Raw genomic sequence first — 16,462 nt, 5'->3', positions numbered from 1 at the left:
GGCGTTGCTGCGGGTCCATGGCCAGCGCCTCGCTCGGGCCGATCCCGAAGAACCCCGGATCGAAGTTGCCCACGTTCTCGACGAAACCGCCGGTACGCGTGTAGGTCTTGTGTCGCGCATCGGGGTCGGGGTCAACAATCCGGCCAGATCCCAACCGCGATCGGTCGGGAAACCCGACATGACGTCCCGTCCGTCGGCAACCATCTGCCACAGGTCTTCCGGGGTGTCGACCCCGCCCGGGAAACGACACGACATCCCGACGATCGCGATCGGCTCGCTCGACCGTTCCAGCAACGCGCGGTTGGTGCGCTTCAGGCGTTCCACCTGCCCCAGCGCTTTACGCAGCGCCTCGGTCGCATGCTGAAGTTGATCGACCATTACTACCTCTCGCCTTAACCTTCGCCTAGTGGTGGCTGTGGCCCGCCGGATGTGGCTGTCGCCGAGTCACCGGAGCTGCCGTGCGACGCGATGTCGCGGTCTATACGACCAGCGTCGTGCTGCTCTCCGACCCAAGTTCGCTGGTGAGTATGGCCAACTCCGGAAGGATTTCAAAACGTCCGACACTTCCGGCTTCTCGAGCAGGACCGGCATCGACACATGGAAGGCTTTCTGCGAGCCCAGACGACGGCACGCGCCAACGAGCCAGGTGCCTGTTTTGTCCCGCTGACCCCGGGAAACGGGGATGTGATCGGCGCGCCGTCCATGGCGCGACTGTACCCGGCAGGTGGTCAACGGGGGCCACGCGGCCAAGGGCGCACCCGCGCGCCAAGGACACGGTCAGGCCCCGACTCTGCGCCAGCCGTCGGCGGCCCGGGCGGCTGCGATCAGCGTGTCGCACAGTTCGCGAAGTTCCGCTGCCCCGGCACCCTCGTCGAGCGCGGTGGCGACGTCTTCGGCCGCACATCGCACCTGGTAGACCCGGTCGGCGAGATCCACGGCGTCGTCCGCCGACAGCACCACGGCGTCCTCGGGCACGGCGCCGCCGCCGGTACGGCTCAGCGACGCCCGCTGCTCGTATGCCCGCTGCCGGCAGGACTGCCGGCAGTACTGGCGACGGCGGCCCATCGCGGCATCGGCGACGTCCCGGCCGCACCAGCGGCACGGTTGGAGGCGGTCGCGACGAGTCACGCCTGCGACTTTAACCCGCTCGACGCTCGTCGGGCCGCTATGCGGGTACCATGAGAGGACGCGTCGCGCGCACCCGCGCCGGGCTCCAGGGAACTCGACGGGTCGTCGCGGCGTTCGCCATGCGAAGAGATAGCCACGACAGAGCGCACCCGAGCTCAGAGGTCCAAAGGAGTAGCACCAATGGCTGATCGAGTCTTACGGGGTAGTCGCCTCGGCGCCGTCAGCTACGAGACCGACCGCAACCACGACCTGGCGCCCCGCCAACTGGCCCGTTACCGCACCGAGAACGGCGAGGAGTTCGAAGTCCCGTTCGCCGACGACGCCGAGATCCCCGGCAGCTGGTTGTGCCGGAACGGCATGGAAGGCACCTTGATCGAGGGCAACCTGCCCGAGCCGAAAAAGGTCAAGCCGCCGCGCACCCACTGGGACATGCTCCTGGAGCGCCGCTCCGTCGAAGAGCTCGAAGAACTGCTCAAGGAGCGTCTCGAGCTGATCAGGTCGCGCCGCCGCGGCTGACCCGTGCCGCGGGGGCCGTCAGGCGCGATCGGGTGCGCGTGTCCCGCGGGCGCGTGACCTCCGCCCCTCGAAGCCCCAGCGGCTGACCTTGATCAGCGCTTCGCGGATGTTGGATCCGCTCATCTTCGACACGCCCAGTTCGCGTTCGGTGAAGGTGATCGGCACCTCGACGATGACGAACCCGTTGCACGCGGTGCGCCAGGTCAGATCGATCTGGAAGCAATAACCCTTCGACTCCACCCGGTCCAGTTCGATCGCCTCGAGCACCTCGCGGCGATAGGCGCGGTAGCCGGCGGTGATGTCGTGGACCCCGATACCGAGCGCCACCCGCGAATAAGTGTTGGCGGTCTTGGACAGCGCCAGCCGCCGCCACGGCCAGTTCCGTACCGTCCCGCCGTCGACGTAGCGCGAACCGATGGCCAGGTCGGCGCCCGCATCAATGGCCTCCAACAAGCGGTGCAGCTGTTCGGGCGCGTGACTGCCATCCGCGTCCATTTCCACCAGCACTGAGTAATCCCGGCTCAGACCCCAGGCAAAACCCGCCAGGTAGGCGGCGCCCAAACCGTCCTTGGCGGTGCGGTGCAGCACAAACGTCCGACCTGGATCGGCGGCTGCGCGCTCGTCGGCGAGCTGGCCGGTGCCGTCGGGGCTGCTGTCATCGACGATGAGCAGATGCACTCCCGGGCACGCGGTTGTCAACCGCTCGTGGATCAGCGGCAGGTTCTCCCGCTCGTTGAACGTCGGGATGATCACCAGCGTGCGCTGGCTTGGACGGTCGCCCGGGGCTTGCGGCGCCGGCTGGGCGGTGGTCATTGAGCTCCTCTGTGTCGCCCGAAATAATGCGGTTGGGGCCCGCTCCGGTGGAGCGGAGTTCAGTCACCGCCCTCGGCGGGCGGGACCTCGTCGCAGCCGTCATCCGGCGGTGGATCCTGCGAAGTATCCGAACCGCCCTCGTCAGGAGGTGCGTCGTCGTCCGGCTCGACCGGCCTGGACCGGAGTCGAATCGGACGCGGGAACCACCCATTGTGCCGTATCCCGGCCAGGACGACCGCTCCGGCCACTGCGACCAGAATCCATTGCAGGGTCGGACCCCACCGGGTTGCCGGCGTCAGCGTGGTCTTGAGCCGCACCTGCGTGTCGAGATAGGCGGGCTCGAAGAACTCCGTGCGCGCCAACTCGCCGCCGTCCGGTGCGATCACCGCGCTGACGCCGGTGGTACCGGCGACCACGACGTAACGGTCGTGCTCGACAGCCCGGACCTTGGCGAACGCCAGCTGCTGCTCACTCATCGTCTTGTTGAAGGTGGCGTTGTTGCTGGGCACGGCCAGCAACTGGGCGCCGTGCAGGACCGCTTCGCGCGGCTCACGGTCAAAGATGACCTCCCAGCAGGTCGCCACCCCGACCGGCACCCCGCCGATGTGGACGACGCCGCTGCTTCGGCCCGGCACCATGTGGCCGGCCAGGCCCGCGTATCCGGAGAGGTGTCTGAACAGCCACGGCATCGGCAGGTACTCGCCGAACGGTTGAACGATCTCCTTGTCGTGGCGGTCGGCCGGTCCGGTGACCGGGTTCCAGACGATGACGGTGTTGGTGAATTCGGGGTCATCCTGCGGGCGGCCCGGGATCCCGAGCACGGTGCCGACGAGGATCGGGGCATGGATGGCCGTGGCGGCTTTCGCGATCTGCTGGGCGGCGTCGGCGTTGACCAGCGGATCGATGTCGGACGAGTCCTCCGGCCAGATCACGAACTGAGGTTGCGGGGCTACCCCCGCCCGCACGTCCTCGGCCAGCCTCAGCGTTTCCCGGACGTGGTTGTCCAGCACCGCGCGTCGTTGCTCGTTGAAACCGAGGCCCAGTCGCGGCACGTTGCCCTGCACGGCCGCGACGGTGACCAACGGTTCCCCGCCCGCTCCCGTCCCAGCGCGCCGCACCTGGGGCCAGACGGCGACCGCGGCGAGCAACACCGCGCAGATGCACACGCCGGGCAACACGACCGCGGGCGGCCGGTCGGCTGCGCCGCGGGTGTGGGCTCCCGGGTGCGCGCCGCGCTGCCACCACGCGACGATTTCCCGCGCGATCGCCGCCACGCTGACGCCCACCAGCATGATCGCCGTCGAGAGCAGCGCCACACCACCGAGCTGGGCCAACGGGAGGAGAGGCCCGTCGGATTGGCCGAACGCGACCGACCCCCACGGGAAGCCGCCGAACGGATAGTGGGCCTTCAACCACTCCTGTGCCGACCACAGCACCGCAAACCAGATCGGCCAGCCGGGCAGCCGTCGCACCACGACGGCGAACAATCCGAAAAGTCCCGGAAACAAGGCGCACGCCGTCGCCAGCACCAGCCAGGGCACGGCGCCCACCAGGGCGCTGATCCACGGCAGCAGCGGCAGGTAGAGGGCCAGGCCGAACAGGAATCCATAGCCGAAGCCGCCCACCGGTGACGTAGCGCGGTGCGTGAGGACCCAGGCCAGCAGCGTGACGGCGACGACGGCGGCCCACCACCAGTTCCGTGGCGGGAAACTGGCGCACAGCAAAAGGCCGCCCGCGACGGCGAGCAGCAATCGGGTCAGCCGGGGCCGTAGCGCGGCCCGAACGGCAGGCAGCCTGACGAGCGCCGCGGCACCCAGGGCCACCGCCGCGCGGCGAGTCGTGGCGGCCAGCCGCGCGGCCAGGGGTGGACCGGTAGGAGCGACGGGGGTTGCGTTTTCCCCCGTCGGCGGTTCCGACGGCGCGTCCGACGGTTCCGACGACGCTTCCGACGGTTCCGACGGCGCGTCCGCCGGTTCCGACGGCTCGGACGCGGAGTCATCGACGGTCGGACCGGCCGCAGCCCCCTCGTCGGCCGGGATGGTCTCGCCGGCGGAGCGGCGCGCCTTACCCCCGAACCAGCGCCTAGCCATGGATCACCACGCCCCGATGTACGGTTTGCCGACAGCGCGGCGTGGGGTCGGTGGGCCGCAGGCGCGGCAACGCCGGAACCCGGGAACGCGGGTCGGTGGACCAGCGCTGGGCGCCGTCCCGCGCCGCGGGGGCCTCCAGCGTCCCGACGTCCCACACGGCGTACGACGCCGGCGCACCGGGCACCAGGGTTCCCGCCTTCGCTTCGAGCACTCCGCTCGCCCGCCAGCCCCCGCGGGTCGCGGCGGCGAATGCGGCCCGCGGCGAGAGTGAGCTTCCCGCGGTGCGATGGTTGGCCGCCGCGCGGACGCTTGCCCACGGGTCCAGGCCGGTGACCGGGGCATCGGAACCGAGGGCGAGGGGCACGCCTTGGGATGCTAACAGCGCAAGCGGGTTGAGCCGGCAGCCTCGCTCGGCGCCAAGCCGCCGCGCGTACATACCGGTGGAGCCGCCCCACAGCGCGTCGAACTGGGGTTGAACGCTGGCGATGACACCCCAGGCGCCCAGTTTGGCGGCCTGCTCGGCGGTGATCATCTCCAGGTGCTCGAGGCGGTGCCCGCAACGGGCGACGGCGAGCACACCCAGATCGTCGACGACTGCCCCGAACGCGGTGACGACGGCCGCGACCGCGGCATCGCCGATGACATGGAAGCCGGCTGTGACCCGAGCCCGCGTGCAGGCTCGCACGTGCGCCTCGACGGCGCCGTGGTCCAAATAGCAATTTCCGACCACGTCGGGGGCGTCGGTGTAGGGCTCGTGCAGCCAGGCGGTGCGCGACCCCAGCGCCCCGTCGACGAACAGGTCGCCGGCCAGCCCGCGGGCGCCGGTCTCCTCTAGCAGCGTGCGGGCCCGCGCCGGGGTGGTGACCGCCTCACCCCAGTAGCCGATCACCTCGACACCCCGGACGTTCTGGCTGAGCGCGCGCAGCCTCAACCAGTCGTCGAGACCGCCGATCTCGGGACCTGCGCATTCGTGCACGGCAACGATCCCGGACGCAGCGACGGCCCGCAGCGCCGCGTCGAACGCCGCGGCCCGTTGCGAGTCGGTGAGCAGGTTGCGGGCCAGGGCCCGGGCCAGGTGATGGGCGTCACCGACCAGCGGCTGCTCGGCGCTGAAGCCGCCGGCGGCGGCCAGGCCGGGGACCAGCCCGCGCAGCGCGGTCGAGACGAGGGCGGAGTGGACGTCGACGCGGGCGAGGTAGGCGGGCCGATCGCCGAGCACGCCGTCGAGGTCGGCGGTACTGGGGGCGGCGTTCTCCGGCCACGCCGATTCGTCCCAGCCATGACCCCACACGGCTGAGCCGGGGTGGGCGGCCGCATAGTCACCGACCATCTTCAGACACTGCGCCCGCGACGTGGCCGCCCGCAGGTCCAAGCCGCTGAGCATCAGGCCGGTCGCCCCGAGGTGGACGTGACTGTCCACGAAAGCCGGCGCGACGAACCCACCCTCGAGGTCCTCGACGGCAGCGTCTGGGAATCGCTCACGACCGACCGCGTCGCTGCCCAGCCAGGCGACGATGTCGCCACGCACCGCCATGGCGGTGGCCTCCGGATGGGTCGGGCTGTGCACCCGGCCGTTGACCAGCAGCTTGGTCACCAGCCAAACCTAGCCAACCTGGGCGCGCCGACGGACTGGGCGATCAGTACGGACTTTGCGAAGAGCGGTCCCCGAAAACGACGGCTTTCGGCAGCAACGTCAGCGGCTCGCCGTCAATGACGTCGATGACCTCGCCGTCGATGAAGTCGCCGTGGTCGCCCGCCTGGTGAGGGCGCAGGTCGCCCACGAAGGCCCCCCAGGCCACAGGGGTGATCAACGGCACGCGACGCCGCAGACCACGCATCGTCACCGCGGCCAGGCCGGGGCCGGCGACGGCCCGGATCGGGGGCACCAGAAGCAAGACCCCCAACGCGGTCGTGACCAGACCCGGGACCACGAACAGGCCCGCGGCCAGCGTCAGCAACGCGCCGTCGCTCAATGCGCGTTGGGGTTGACGCGGCCCGGACCGCAGCTGCCCGACCTGGTGGATCAGCTGCGAACCCGCCATCGGCACCGCGAGTGCCCACCCGAGCACGAAAGTGGCCATCACCACCACCACGGTCCAGCCGAACCCGATCGTCGACACCAGCGCGATGACCGCCACGAGTTCGACGACGGCATATATCAGCACCAACCGCCGCAGCATGTGAGGCCAACGTCCGCGGGGCGGGCCGGAGTTCCCTGTCCGCGCACAACGCGGCTGCGTTTAGATGACGCTATGACCACGATCGAGATCGACACCCCGGGCGGACCGATCGATGCGCTGCTGAGCCTGCCGCCGGGGCAGCGCCCCTGGCCTGGCGTGGTGGTGATCCACGACGCATTCGGCTACGGCCCCGACAAGGAGGCGACCAACGAGCGGATCGCCCGGGCAGGGTACGTGGCCGTCACGCCGAACCTGTACGCCCGGGGCGGTCGCGCCCGCTGCGTCACCCGGGTCATCCGGGAAGTGCTGACACAGCGGGGTCGCTCCCTCGACGACATCCTGGCCACCCGCGACCACCTGAAGGCCATGCCCGAGTGCACCGGACGGATCGGCATCGCGGGCTTCTGCATGGGCGGCCAGTTCGCACTGGTGATGGCTTCCAGCGGCTTCGGCGCTTCGGCGCCGTTCTACGGCACTCCGCTGCCGCGCCGCCTCCGCGAGACGCTGGACGGCGCGTGCCCGATCGTGGCCAGCTTCGGGGCTCGCGACCCGCTCGGAGTCGGCGCGCCGGCCCGCCTGCGCGAAACAACCGACGCCATGGGGCTGACCGCCGACATCAAGGTCTACCCCCACGCCGGACACAGCTTCGCCAACAAGCTTCCCGCCCAGCCGCTGTTACGCGTGACCGGCTTCGGCTATGACCAGGCGGCCACCGCGGATGCGTGGAGCCGGGTGTTCTCCTTCTTCGGCCAGCACCTCGGGCAACCGCCCCTGGGGAACTAGCCCGGAGAAGGGCTCTCGGCGAGCCTGAGCTCGAGGCCGACGTTTTTCGTCATCCCGCCGCGCAGCTTGCTGAAGAGGTTGAACACCTTGCCCACGATGCCGTAACGGCTGCCGATCGCGTCGTAGACGGCGGGGGTCTGAGACTTGTCGAGGACGGCCGCGCTGCCTTCGACGGCCTCGCCTTGCGGATTGCCGCGCATGTCGCAGGCGGACAACGTCACCCGAGGGGTGTTGCGGATCCGCTTGACCTTCCAGGACTTCTCCTGCGTGATCACCAGCAGCCGGTCTCCGTCGGCCGCCGCCCAGACCGGGGTCGGCTTGGGCCGGCCGTCCTTGGTGAAGGTGGTCAGCAGGATGTATTGCGACTTGGCCAGTTCGGCGAAGGTAGGCGTCACATCGTCAACTTACCGCGTCGACCTACCGCCGAGCCGGCTCGAGCGTGAACCTGCAGTCACGCTGGGGCCCGAGAGTCACCGCAATGTCACGTTCGGCCCGCCAGACGAAGTCCGACTAGCCCTCGAGGTCACCCTCGGTTTCCAGCAGTGCCTGGCGCAGGCCGTCGAGCGTCTCCGGCTGCGGGTCGGCCCACATGCCGCGCCCGGCGGCCTCCAGCAGTCGCTCGGCCATGCCGTGCAGCGCCCACGGATTGGACTCCGCCATGAACTTGCGGTTCTCCTGGTCCAGAACGTAACGCTCGGTGAGCTGTTCGTACATCCAATCGGCCATCACACCCGCGGTGGCGTCGTAGCCGAACAGGTAGTCGACGGTCGCGGCCATCTCGAACGCGCCCTTGTAGCCGTGGCGGCGCATCGCCGCCATCCAGCGTGGGTTGACCACCCGCGAGCGGAAGACGCGCGTGGTTTCCTCGCCGAGCGTGCGGGTACGGATCGCATCGGGTCTGGTGTTGTCGCCGATGTAGGCGGCCGGCGCCTGCCCGGTCAGCGCCCGCACCGTGGCCACCATGCCGCCGTGGTACTGGAAGTAGTCGTCGGAGTCGGCGATGTCATGCTCGCGGGTGTCGGTATTCTTCGCGGCCACCGCGATACGTCGGTACTGCCGGTTCATGTCGTCGACCGCCTCCCGACCGTCCAGGCCGCGCCCGTAGGCGAACCCGCCCCAGGCCGTGTAGACCGCGGCAAGGTCGGCGTCGTCACGCCAGTTGCGACTGTCCATCAGCTGCAGCAGCCCCGCACCATAGGTACCCGGCTTCGAACCGAATATTCTTGTGGTGGAACGTCTCCGGTCGCCATGCTGGGCCAGGTCGGCCTGGGCGTGCGCCCGCACGTAATTGTCGTCGGCGGGCTCGTCGAGGTCGGCGACCAGCCGCACCGCGTCGTCGAGCATCGTGACCACGTGCGGGAAGGCGTCCCGGAAGAACCCCGAGATGCGCACGGTCACGTCGATGCGCGGGCGGCCCAGCTCGGCCAGGGTGATCGGCGTCAGACCGACAACGCGCCGTGATGCATCGTCCCACTCCGGCCGAGCACCCAGCAGCGCGAGCACTTCAGCGATGTCGTCGCCCGCGGTGCGCATCGCCGAGGTGCCCCACATCGACAGCCCCACGGACTGGGGCCACCGCCCGTGGTCGTCGCGATACCGGGTGAGCAACGAATCAGCCAGCGCCACACCGGCTTCCCACGCGAGCCGAGACGGTACTGCCTTGGGGTCCACCGAGTAGAAATTGCGCCCGGTGGGCAGCACGTTGACCAGACCGCGCAGTGGCGAGCCCGACGGGCCGGCCGGGATGAAGTGGCCGTCCAACGCCCGCAGCACCTGCTCGATCTCGGCGGCGCTGCCGGCGAGCCGGGGCACGACCTCGGTGGCCGCGAACCGCAGCACCGCCGCGGCGTCGGGGTTGTCGGTGAGCCGGTCGACGGCAGCGGCATCCCAACCGGTGGCCTGCAGCGCCGCGACCAGTTCCCGGGCGACGGCCTCGGCGCGATCGACCGAGGTTCGTTCGTCGGTACCGTCCTCGGCCAGCCCGAGCGCCTGGCGCAAACCGGGTAGCGTGCACTCGCCCCCGAACAACTGCCGGGCCCGCAGAATCGCCAGAACCAGGTCGAGTTCGATTGCACCCTTGGGCTTCTGCCCCAGGATGTGCAGGCCGTCGCGAATCTGGACGTCCTTGATCTCGCACAACCAGCCGTCGACGTGCAGCAGCATGTCGTCGAACGAGTCCTCTTCCGGGCGTTCGGACAGTCCGAGGTCGTGGTCCATTTTCGCGGCCCGCATCAGCGTCCAGATCTGCTGGCGTATGGCGGGCAGCTTGGCCGGATCCAGCGCGGCCACGTTGGCGTGCTCGTCGAGCAGCTGCTCCAGACGCGCGATGTCGCCATAGGTCTCGGCGCGCGCCATCGGCGGAATCAGGTGGTCGACGAGCACCGCGTGCGCCCGTCTCTTGGCTTGGGTGCCCTCGCCGGGGTCGTTGACCAGGAAGGGGTAGATCAACGGCAGGTTCCCCAGCGCGGCGTCGGGCCCGCAGGCGGCCGACATGCCCAGCGTCTTGCCCGGCAGCCATTCCAGGTTGCCGTGTTTGCCCAGATGCACCACCGCGTGCGCGCCGAAACCCGCGTCCAGCCAGTGGTAGGCGGCAAGATAGTGATGGCTGGGCGGTAGGTCCGGGTCGTGGTAGATGGCGACCGGGTTCTCGCCGAATCCCCGGGGTGGCTGGACCAGAACCGCCAGGTTGCCAGATCGCATTGCGGCGATGACGATCTCACCGTCGGGGTCGTTGGTGCGATCCACGAACAGTTCGCCGGGCGGCGGACCCCAGTGCCTCTCCACGGCCTCGGTCAGCTCGGCCGGCAGGGTGCCGAACCACTGGCGATAGTCGCCGGCGGACAACCGAATCGGGTTTCCGGCCAACTGCCCGTCGGTGAGCCAGTCGGGGTCCTGGCCGCCGCGTTCGATCAGGGCGTGGATCAGCGCGTCGCCGTCGCCGTTCTCCACACCGGGCAACTCGCCCACCCGGTAGCCGTGCTCGCGCATCGCCGCCAGCAGCGCGACCGCGCTGGCGGGAGTGTCCAGCCCTACCGCATTGCCGATGCGGGCGTGTTTGGTGGGGTACGCCGAGAACACCAGCGCCACGCGCTTGTCGGCCGGCGCGACGTGCCGCAGCCGCGCATGCCGGATCGCCAGACCCGCAACCCGGGCGCAGCGTTCCGGATCGGCCACATAGGAGACGAGACCGTCGTCGTCGAATTCCTTGAACGAGAACGGCACCGTGATGATGCGTCCGTCGAACTCGGGCACCGCGACCTGGGTGGCCACGTCGAGGGGACTCAGGCCGTCGTCGTTGTCTAGCCATTGCCCGCGCGGGCTGGTGAGACACAGGCCCTGCAAGATCGGAATATCCAGGGCCGCAAGGTGTTCGACGTTCCAGCCGTCATCATCACCGCCGGCGGACACCGTGGCCGGCTTCAGTCCCCCGGCCGCGAGGACAGTGACCACCATGGCGTCGGCCACACCGAGTCTTTCCAGCAGTTCGGGCTCGGCGGTGCGCAGCGACGCACAGTAGAGCGGGAGCGCCCGGGCGCCGGCGTCCTCGATCGCCCGGCACAGCGCCTCGACGTAGCCGGTGTTCCCGGCCAACTGCTGCGCGCGGTAATAGAGCACCGCGATCGTCGGGCCTGAGGTGACGCCGGCATCCGCACGGTCCAGCTCACCCCAGGTGGGTGTCGGCACCGGTTCGGTGAACCCGTAGCCGGTCATCAGCACGGTGTCCGACAAGAAGGCGTGCAGCTGGCGCACGTTGTCCATGCCGCCGTGGGCCAAGTAGATGTGAGCTTGCACCGCGATGCCGGCAGCGACCGTCGACAGGCCGGTCAATTCCGCGTCGGCGGCCTGCTCGCCGCTGACCAGGACGGCCGGGACCCCGCTGGCGATCACCGTGTCGATGCCGTTCTGCCAGGCGCGGTAACCGCCGAGAATCCGCACCACCACGATCGAGGTGTCGGCAAGCAGGGCATGCAGCTCGTCTTCGGACAGCCGCGACGGGTTGGCCCACCGGTAGTTCTTGCCGCTGGAGCGGGCACCGATCAGGTCGGTGTCGGACGTCGACAGCAGCGCAATGGTCGGTTCAGCCACCCGTCATTCGTACCGCATCGTGCCACCGCAGCGGAAAACGCGACCGGGGACACACCACGATCATCGGCTCGACGCCGCGCCGGTGGCAGTACGCGTCGCGAGTTGCTCGCCTCTAATCCAGCAAGCGTGGAAGCCGGAGGGAACTCGCTGCGGCAGCAGCACACGTGCAAGCGGTCCGGCGGCGACGTCGGAGGCGTCGAAGACGTTGATTTCGCCGCGATTCTGCACCTCGTCGTTGACGAAGCAGATCAGATAGCCGTCGCTTTCATCGGTCGAACCGTCGCGCGGAGCGAACGGCGCCTCCGATCCCCAGCGACCGGGCCCGAACTTGACTTCCTCTTTGGCTGCGGTCTGCGAATCGAATCGGACCAGACCGTCGAACAACAACGTCGGCTCGTCGGCCAGGCTCATGCTGTAGGAGTAACGATGGTGCCGGCCCATGACGCGTGAGTCGATGCTGGGAAACTCGATGTTGGCATCGTCGAGTTCGGTCTCTGTGGTTGCCCCGGTGCGCAGATTGAATCGATACCGGTACAGCTGCGCGTCGAGGCGCATGTAGGCGAGCATGTTGGACAGCGGTGCAGCGAAAGTGGTTTGGTGCTGGGGATTTTTGACGCGGCAAACGTCCATGATGATCTCATCGCCATCTTCCCAGGAATTGACGACGTGGTAGATGTAGCACGGCTTGGCTTCGAACCAGCGAACGTCATCTCCGCTGCCGTGGCGAGGGATCACCGCGAACCGCGACACCAGTTCGCGGTCGTAGAAAATACGGTATTTGCCGTTCTTGCGTGCTTGGTGGTCCTGTACCAACGGCAAGTCCATCAACACCGAGTAATGAGCGGTGATCGCCATGTCGTGCGGCAACCGGGGACCGGGTAGGTTGATCTGGGTGAGGTGGGTCTGCGTGCCGTCGGGCCCGATGATCCCGTAGCGCAAATAGTTCTGGTCGGGTCCGTAGTCGAACCACATCAATTCGCCGGTGAGCTCGTCGACCTTCGGATGGGCCATCATGTCTCCGGCGAAGGTCCCGAGAAAATTCTGGGGCCCAATGGTTTCCAGCGTGAGCGGGTCGAGATGATACGGGGTGCCGCACAGATACCAGGTCGCCAGCACCTGACCGCAGTGGTAGATCACGTCGGTGTTGGCGGTGTCCTTGAGGCCCAGCCCGTGGCCATTTCCCCACGGATTGCCACAGGGGTTCTCCATCAAACCCGTCCAAAGCGCCTTTCCCGCGTCGGACTCCGCGCGGAATGCCCGGGTTCGGACATACCGGTTGCGGTAACGTACGGCGCCGTTCTCGAAGTGTGCGGCATGGATCATGCCGTCGCCGTCGAACATGTGGTATCGGCCGGCCGCTGCGAACTGGCGATTCGGGCCGTTGCGCAGGTAGACACCGTTGAGATCCTGAGGAATCTGCCCGATCACGGGAAGGTCTGCCAGCGTCAACTCTTTGTCGACGGGAGCGAAAACACCCTGCAAGTAGGGGTTTTCGTCGACACCGGAGTCGGTTGCCAGAGGTGCGACAATGGCGATCGGCTTATCGGGCCCGAAAGTCTTGGGGTTCATGCGTGCATCCTTTCGTTCGCGCAGTCCGACGAAGTCCTCTGAATCTCCCCGAGTAGCGGCCGGGCTCACAGCAGCAGTTGGGTGCAGCGGAAAGCCGCAGTGGTGCGGTCCTGCTCGTCGGTTACCGACACGTCCCAGACCTGCAGTATCCGCACGCCCAGCAGCGCGGGCAACCTTCCGCGGAGCATGTCGGTCAGCTCTTCGGCAATCGGCCGCGCTTCGCCGGTCGGGGTTTTCCGTGGTTCCGCGCCATCTGCGGCCTGCGTCGTGTTCGTCACGGCGTGGCCGCCACCATCATCCGGAGCCCACTGGGTCTCGGCGTACCGACGCCCAGTCCCGACGCGGCGCAAACAGTCGGCAACAGCGGCGCCTTCCCGAGGCGCGCCCAACGGCTACGACCGGGCCACATGCGACCAGTTTCCCAGCTGGCGACGGTCCTGAACGATCCGGAACCGTCCGGCGATGAATGCCTCGTCGGTCAGAGTGGCGTTGCCGGCGGGTGTGAGCCCGGTGACGTGGTAATCGCTGTATGCGGCGGCGTACTGGACCGGCATCGACGAGGCCAGATTCGCCGAGAGTGAGGCGCCGGCTTCGGCGTAGGCGTCGGCCACTGCGTCGACGACCGCGCCGTCGGTGCTGTAGAGATATGAGCTGATGGCGCCGTACTCGCGCACCGCCGCCGTCGCGTGATCCACTGCGGAGGCCCTGTCTGCGCAATCCACGATGTAGACGACCGGACCGAACTGCTCGCCGCCGGGAAGAACCTCACCGCGCCGCGGATCGACGCGGATCACCAGCGGAGTGGCGACACGGGCCTGAGGAAAATCCGGATGGAGGTACGCCCTGGGCCTGCGGACCAGCGTGCCCTGCCGGGATGCTGCCTCGGCAAGGGAGATGATCGCATCGACGGTGTCCTCGGACTGCAGGGCGCCGCACACCGCTGCCGCCCGCCTCGGCGCGTCTGTGATGTCGTCGATCGCCGCGATCAGCGTCGCCACCACGTCGTCACGAGCCACGGGGCCATCGTCTGTCAGCACGCCGGCATCGGGGATGTAGATGTTCTGCGGGCTGGTGCACATCTGCCCGCTGAACAGCGATACACCACCTGCGAGCGAGCGCATCGTGGCGTCGAGATCGGCAACCGAATCAAGGATGACCGTGTTGGCGCCGGCGGTTTCGGTGAACACCAAGGTTCCAGGAGTGTTGTGCTCCAGCCACTGCCCGAACTCAGGGCTACCGGTGAAGTCGACGATCCGCACCGCGGGATCGGTGGCAAGCCGGCCGGCAATCGGGTCGCCGACGGTATCGACCACCAACTGGACAGCATCGGCGGGCAGCTGCGCCTCGTTCAACACCTCCCGCAATACCCCGACAGCGAGAGCACAGGCCAGCACCGAACGCGGATGCGGCTTGAGCAGGACCGGATTGCCGGTCGCCAGATTGGCCAGCATGGCCGGATAGGCGTTCCAGGCCGGGAACGACGCGCACGCGACCACAAGCGCGGTACCCAGCGGCCGCAACCGATAACGTTTCGCCAATTTCACCGAGGACTTACCGAATGTCCCTTCCCATAAGGAGGTTTCGGGCACACGGCTCATGGCCGACCATGCCATCGCGAGCGCTTCCAACCCTCGGTCCAGAGCATTGGTCCCACTACCGGTGCACGCCATGCTCAGGCTTTGCCCGGTCGTGTGCGAGGTCGCGGCCGCGAACAACGCACCACGTTGATGGATCCGGTGCAGTGACTCCAACGCCACTCCCACGCGCGTGGCCGCGGAGGCGTCACGCAGCGCCGGCGCCGCGGCGGCGGCGGCGGCCAACGCCTCCTCGGCGGAAGGGGCGGTGTACCGGACATTGAGCGCTTTGCCGTGGTAGGGCGACGTCTCATCAGCGGCGATCACGGTCTCGGTGTTGCTCGACAGTTTGAGCGTGGTGCCGTCGAACTGGGCAACCAGCGCCGTCGCGTCGTCGGATGTCGGAGGTGTCAGTGGCGCAAAGCCGGTCCACGCCGACCGAGTGCGGTTGGCTTCGACCGCATCGTCCAACCTCTGGCGGTGGGTATCGAAGAACATCGGCCTGCCATCCTGTCGCATCGGCTGCCTATACGGTGTCGCGGCGTGACGCTGGCCACCGTCACGCAGCCAACCGCCCCGCATGTCGCTACTACTAATGAAGTAGAACTGGCACAGCCAGCGTTGTCAATCGTCTATCCAACCTTCGGAGTGCTTCGGTCCGCGCCCAACCACGGCGGCGGTTCGAACCGCACCGAGGTACGAAGCATCACATGATTGCAGCCGCGACACTTGAGGGCCGGTGCGAGCTCCGAGCCGCACCGCCGATGATGCAGTCGGGGGCCGTTCCACGTGGTGTCCGGATACGCGAGCTGCGCCCAGGAGATCAGGAACGCGAAGATGCCAAAAAGACCCCGGCCGCTGGGAGTGAGGGCGTATTCACGGCGACCGATGCTGTGCAGCAGGATTCGCGCATCGGTCAACCTGGACAGCCGGTCGGTGAGCGTCGTGGGTGAGATTCCCAAAATCGACTGGAACTCCCCGAATCGCCGGACGCCGCTGAGCGCGAGACCGGTGATCAGCGCGCTCCATCGGTCACCGATGGCCTCCATGACTTGCGTGAACTGAAGATCCGCTCGATTGACCGGCGACGCGGTTCTTCTCGACGGCCGGCGCCGTCCGTTTCCCGCGGCGATGACCAATGACTCGATGTTGCGCTCGACGGCAACGTCTCCGACAGTCACGGTGCGATCGCAATGCCTGCACATCAGCGCTGGAGGTCCGCGGTGGCCACAGTCGAGGTGAACAAGTTCTGGCTGGATTGCACCCTCAGCCGACCATTCCCGTTCCCACGCCCAGGCACTGACCAGGAACTCCCAGGTCGCCATCCCTAATTCTGTCAATGCGTAGTCGTAGCGTTCGCTGCTCGAGGGGTAAGGCCGGCGTACCATCAAGCCCGCGTCGACCAGGTTGTTCAGCCTCATCGAGAGCACCGCCGGCGGCGCGCCGAGCCGGATGGCCCACTCGCTGAACCTGCGTGTGTGCTCGACGAACGCTTCGCGGAGCACTGCCGCGGTAAGTCGATCGCCGAGAAGGTCAATGGTCATCGAAATCGGGCTGGGCTCAATGTTATTCGTCACGTACATGAGGGACACTCCGCTGATCGAAGTAGCGCCTGACCTTGCGATACGACCAGCCGCGCTCGCCGTACTGTGACGACTCCGGCGCCCCGAGCCTGCATCCGCACATCACCAGAGCCCTGTGGCGCACCCCAACGCCTCGTCAG

Annotated in this window: 11 protein-coding genes and 2 pseudogenes; 2 read left to right on the top strand and 11 right to left on the bottom strand. The window is 68.1% G+C overall.

Annotated elements, in window-relative coordinates; translation table 11 throughout:
- A pseudogene (locus AC2VOK_RS09305) lies at window positions 1–378 on the bottom strand (beta-ketoacyl synthase N-terminal-like domain-containing protein); the annotation flags it as partial.
- Window positions 379–777: 399 nt separating this feature from the next.
- Window positions 778–1,128 (bottom strand): hypothetical protein, encoded by a 351-nt coding sequence (locus tag AC2VOK_RS09300; RefSeq protein WP_428900215.1) that lies wholly within the window; start codon window positions 1,126–1,128, stop codon window positions 778–780.
- A gap of 180 nt (window positions 1,129–1,308) precedes the next feature.
- On the opposite strand from AC2VOK_RS09300, the gene rbpA reads away from it, so the two are divergent.
- Window positions 1,309–1,644 carry an RNA polymerase-binding protein RbpA gene (rbpA, locus tag AC2VOK_RS09295; protein WP_428900214.1) on the top strand — a complete coding sequence of 112 codons (336 nt, stop codon included), beginning with the start codon at window positions 1,309–1,311 and terminating at the stop codon, window positions 1,642–1,644.
- Between the two features lie 18 nt (window positions 1,645–1,662).
- Here the strand turns inward: rbpA and lnt are convergent.
- From lnt to AC2VOK_RS09280, 3 genes and pseudogenes are all read right to left on the bottom strand, one after another.
- Window positions 1,663–4,280 (bottom strand): annotated as a pseudogene (gene lnt / locus AC2VOK_RS09290) (apolipoprotein N-acyltransferase).
- Window positions 4,281–4,539: 259 nt separating this feature from the next.
- Window positions 4,540–6,081 (bottom strand): amidohydrolase, encoded by a 1,542-nt coding sequence (locus tag AC2VOK_RS09285; protein ID WP_428900217.1) that lies wholly within the window; start codon window positions 6,079–6,081, stop codon window positions 4,540–4,542.
- Between the two features lie 103 nt (window positions 6,082–6,184).
- Complete coding sequence (locus AC2VOK_RS09280) at window positions 6,185–6,727, bottom strand: FxsA family protein (protein ID WP_428900213.1); 543 nt, start codon at window positions 6,725–6,727, stop codon at window positions 6,185–6,187.
- 72 nt (window positions 6,728–6,799) lie between these two features.
- On the opposite strand from AC2VOK_RS09280, the gene AC2VOK_RS09275 reads away from it, so the two are divergent.
- Entirely contained in the window at window positions 6,800–7,510 is a 711-nt protein-coding gene (locus AC2VOK_RS09275; protein WP_428900212.1) for a dienelactone hydrolase family protein, read from the top strand.
- Here AC2VOK_RS09275 and AC2VOK_RS09270 read toward each other — a convergent pair.
- The 6 genes from AC2VOK_RS09270 to AC2VOK_RS09245 form a co-directional block, all read right to left on the bottom strand.
- Window positions 7,507–7,905 carry a PPOX class F420-dependent oxidoreductase gene (locus AC2VOK_RS09270; RefSeq protein WP_428900211.1) on the bottom strand — a complete coding sequence of 133 codons (399 nt, stop codon included), beginning with the start codon at window positions 7,903–7,905 and terminating at the stop codon, window positions 7,507–7,509. The genes AC2VOK_RS09275 and AC2VOK_RS09270 overlap by 4 nt on opposite strands.
- Before the next feature lie 115 nt (window positions 7,906–8,020).
- Window positions 8,021–11,596, bottom strand: a complete 3,576-nt coding sequence (gene cobN, locus AC2VOK_RS09265) for a cobaltochelatase subunit CobN (RefSeq protein ID WP_428900210.1) — start codon at window positions 11,594–11,596, stop codon at window positions 8,021–8,023.
- Window positions 11,597–11,656: 60 nt separating this feature from the next.
- Entirely contained in the window at window positions 11,657–13,165 is a 1,509-nt protein-coding gene (locus AC2VOK_RS09260) for a carotenoid oxygenase family protein (RefSeq protein WP_428900209.1), read from the bottom strand.
- 65 nt (window positions 13,166–13,230) lie between these two features.
- Window positions 13,231–13,443, bottom strand: a complete 213-nt coding sequence (locus AC2VOK_RS09255; protein ID WP_428900208.1) for a hypothetical protein — start codon at window positions 13,441–13,443, stop codon at window positions 13,231–13,233.
- A gap of 114 nt (window positions 13,444–13,557) precedes the next feature.
- A complete protein-coding gene (locus AC2VOK_RS09250; protein ID WP_428900207.1) occupies window positions 13,558–15,258 on the bottom strand; it encodes an aldehyde dehydrogenase family protein in 1,701 nt (566 codons plus the stop codon).
- Between the two features lie 113 nt (window positions 15,259–15,371).
- Entirely contained in the window at window positions 15,372–16,283 is a 912-nt protein-coding gene (locus tag AC2VOK_RS09245; RefSeq protein WP_428900206.1) for a winged helix-turn-helix transcriptional regulator, read from the bottom strand.
- Window positions 16,284–16,462: the final 179 nt, after the last annotated feature.

This window comes from Mycobacterium sp. TH-M116, assembly GCF_057473685.1.
This window is presented reverse-complemented; position numbering and strand designations above follow the sequence as displayed.

Coding starts and splice junctions, on each gene's coding strand:
- AC2VOK_RS09260 (WP_428900209.1), bottom strand. CDS start 13,165: ATGAACCCCAAGACTTTCGGGCCCGATAAGCCGATCGCCATTGTCGCA.
- AC2VOK_RS09245 (WP_428900206.1), bottom strand. CDS start 16,283: ATGACCATTGACCTTCTCGGCGATCGACTTACCGCGGCAGTGCTCCGC.
- AC2VOK_RS09285 (WP_428900217.1), bottom strand. CDS start 6,081: ATGGCGGTGCGTGGCGACATCGTCGCCTGGCTGGGCAGCGACGCGGTC.
- rbpA (WP_428900214.1), top strand. CDS start 1,309: ATGGCTGATCGAGTCTTACGGGGTAGTCGCCTCGGCGCCGTCAGCTAC.
- AC2VOK_RS09280 (WP_428900213.1), bottom strand. CDS start 6,727: ATGCTGCGGCGGTTGGTGCTGATATATGCCGTCGTCGAACTCGTGGCG.
- AC2VOK_RS09250 (WP_428900207.1), bottom strand. CDS start 15,258: ATGCGACAGGATGGCAGGCCGATGTTCTTCGATACCCACCGCCAGAGG.
- AC2VOK_RS09275 (WP_428900212.1), top strand. CDS start 6,800: ATGACCACGATCGAGATCGACACCCCGGGCGGACCGATCGATGCGCTG.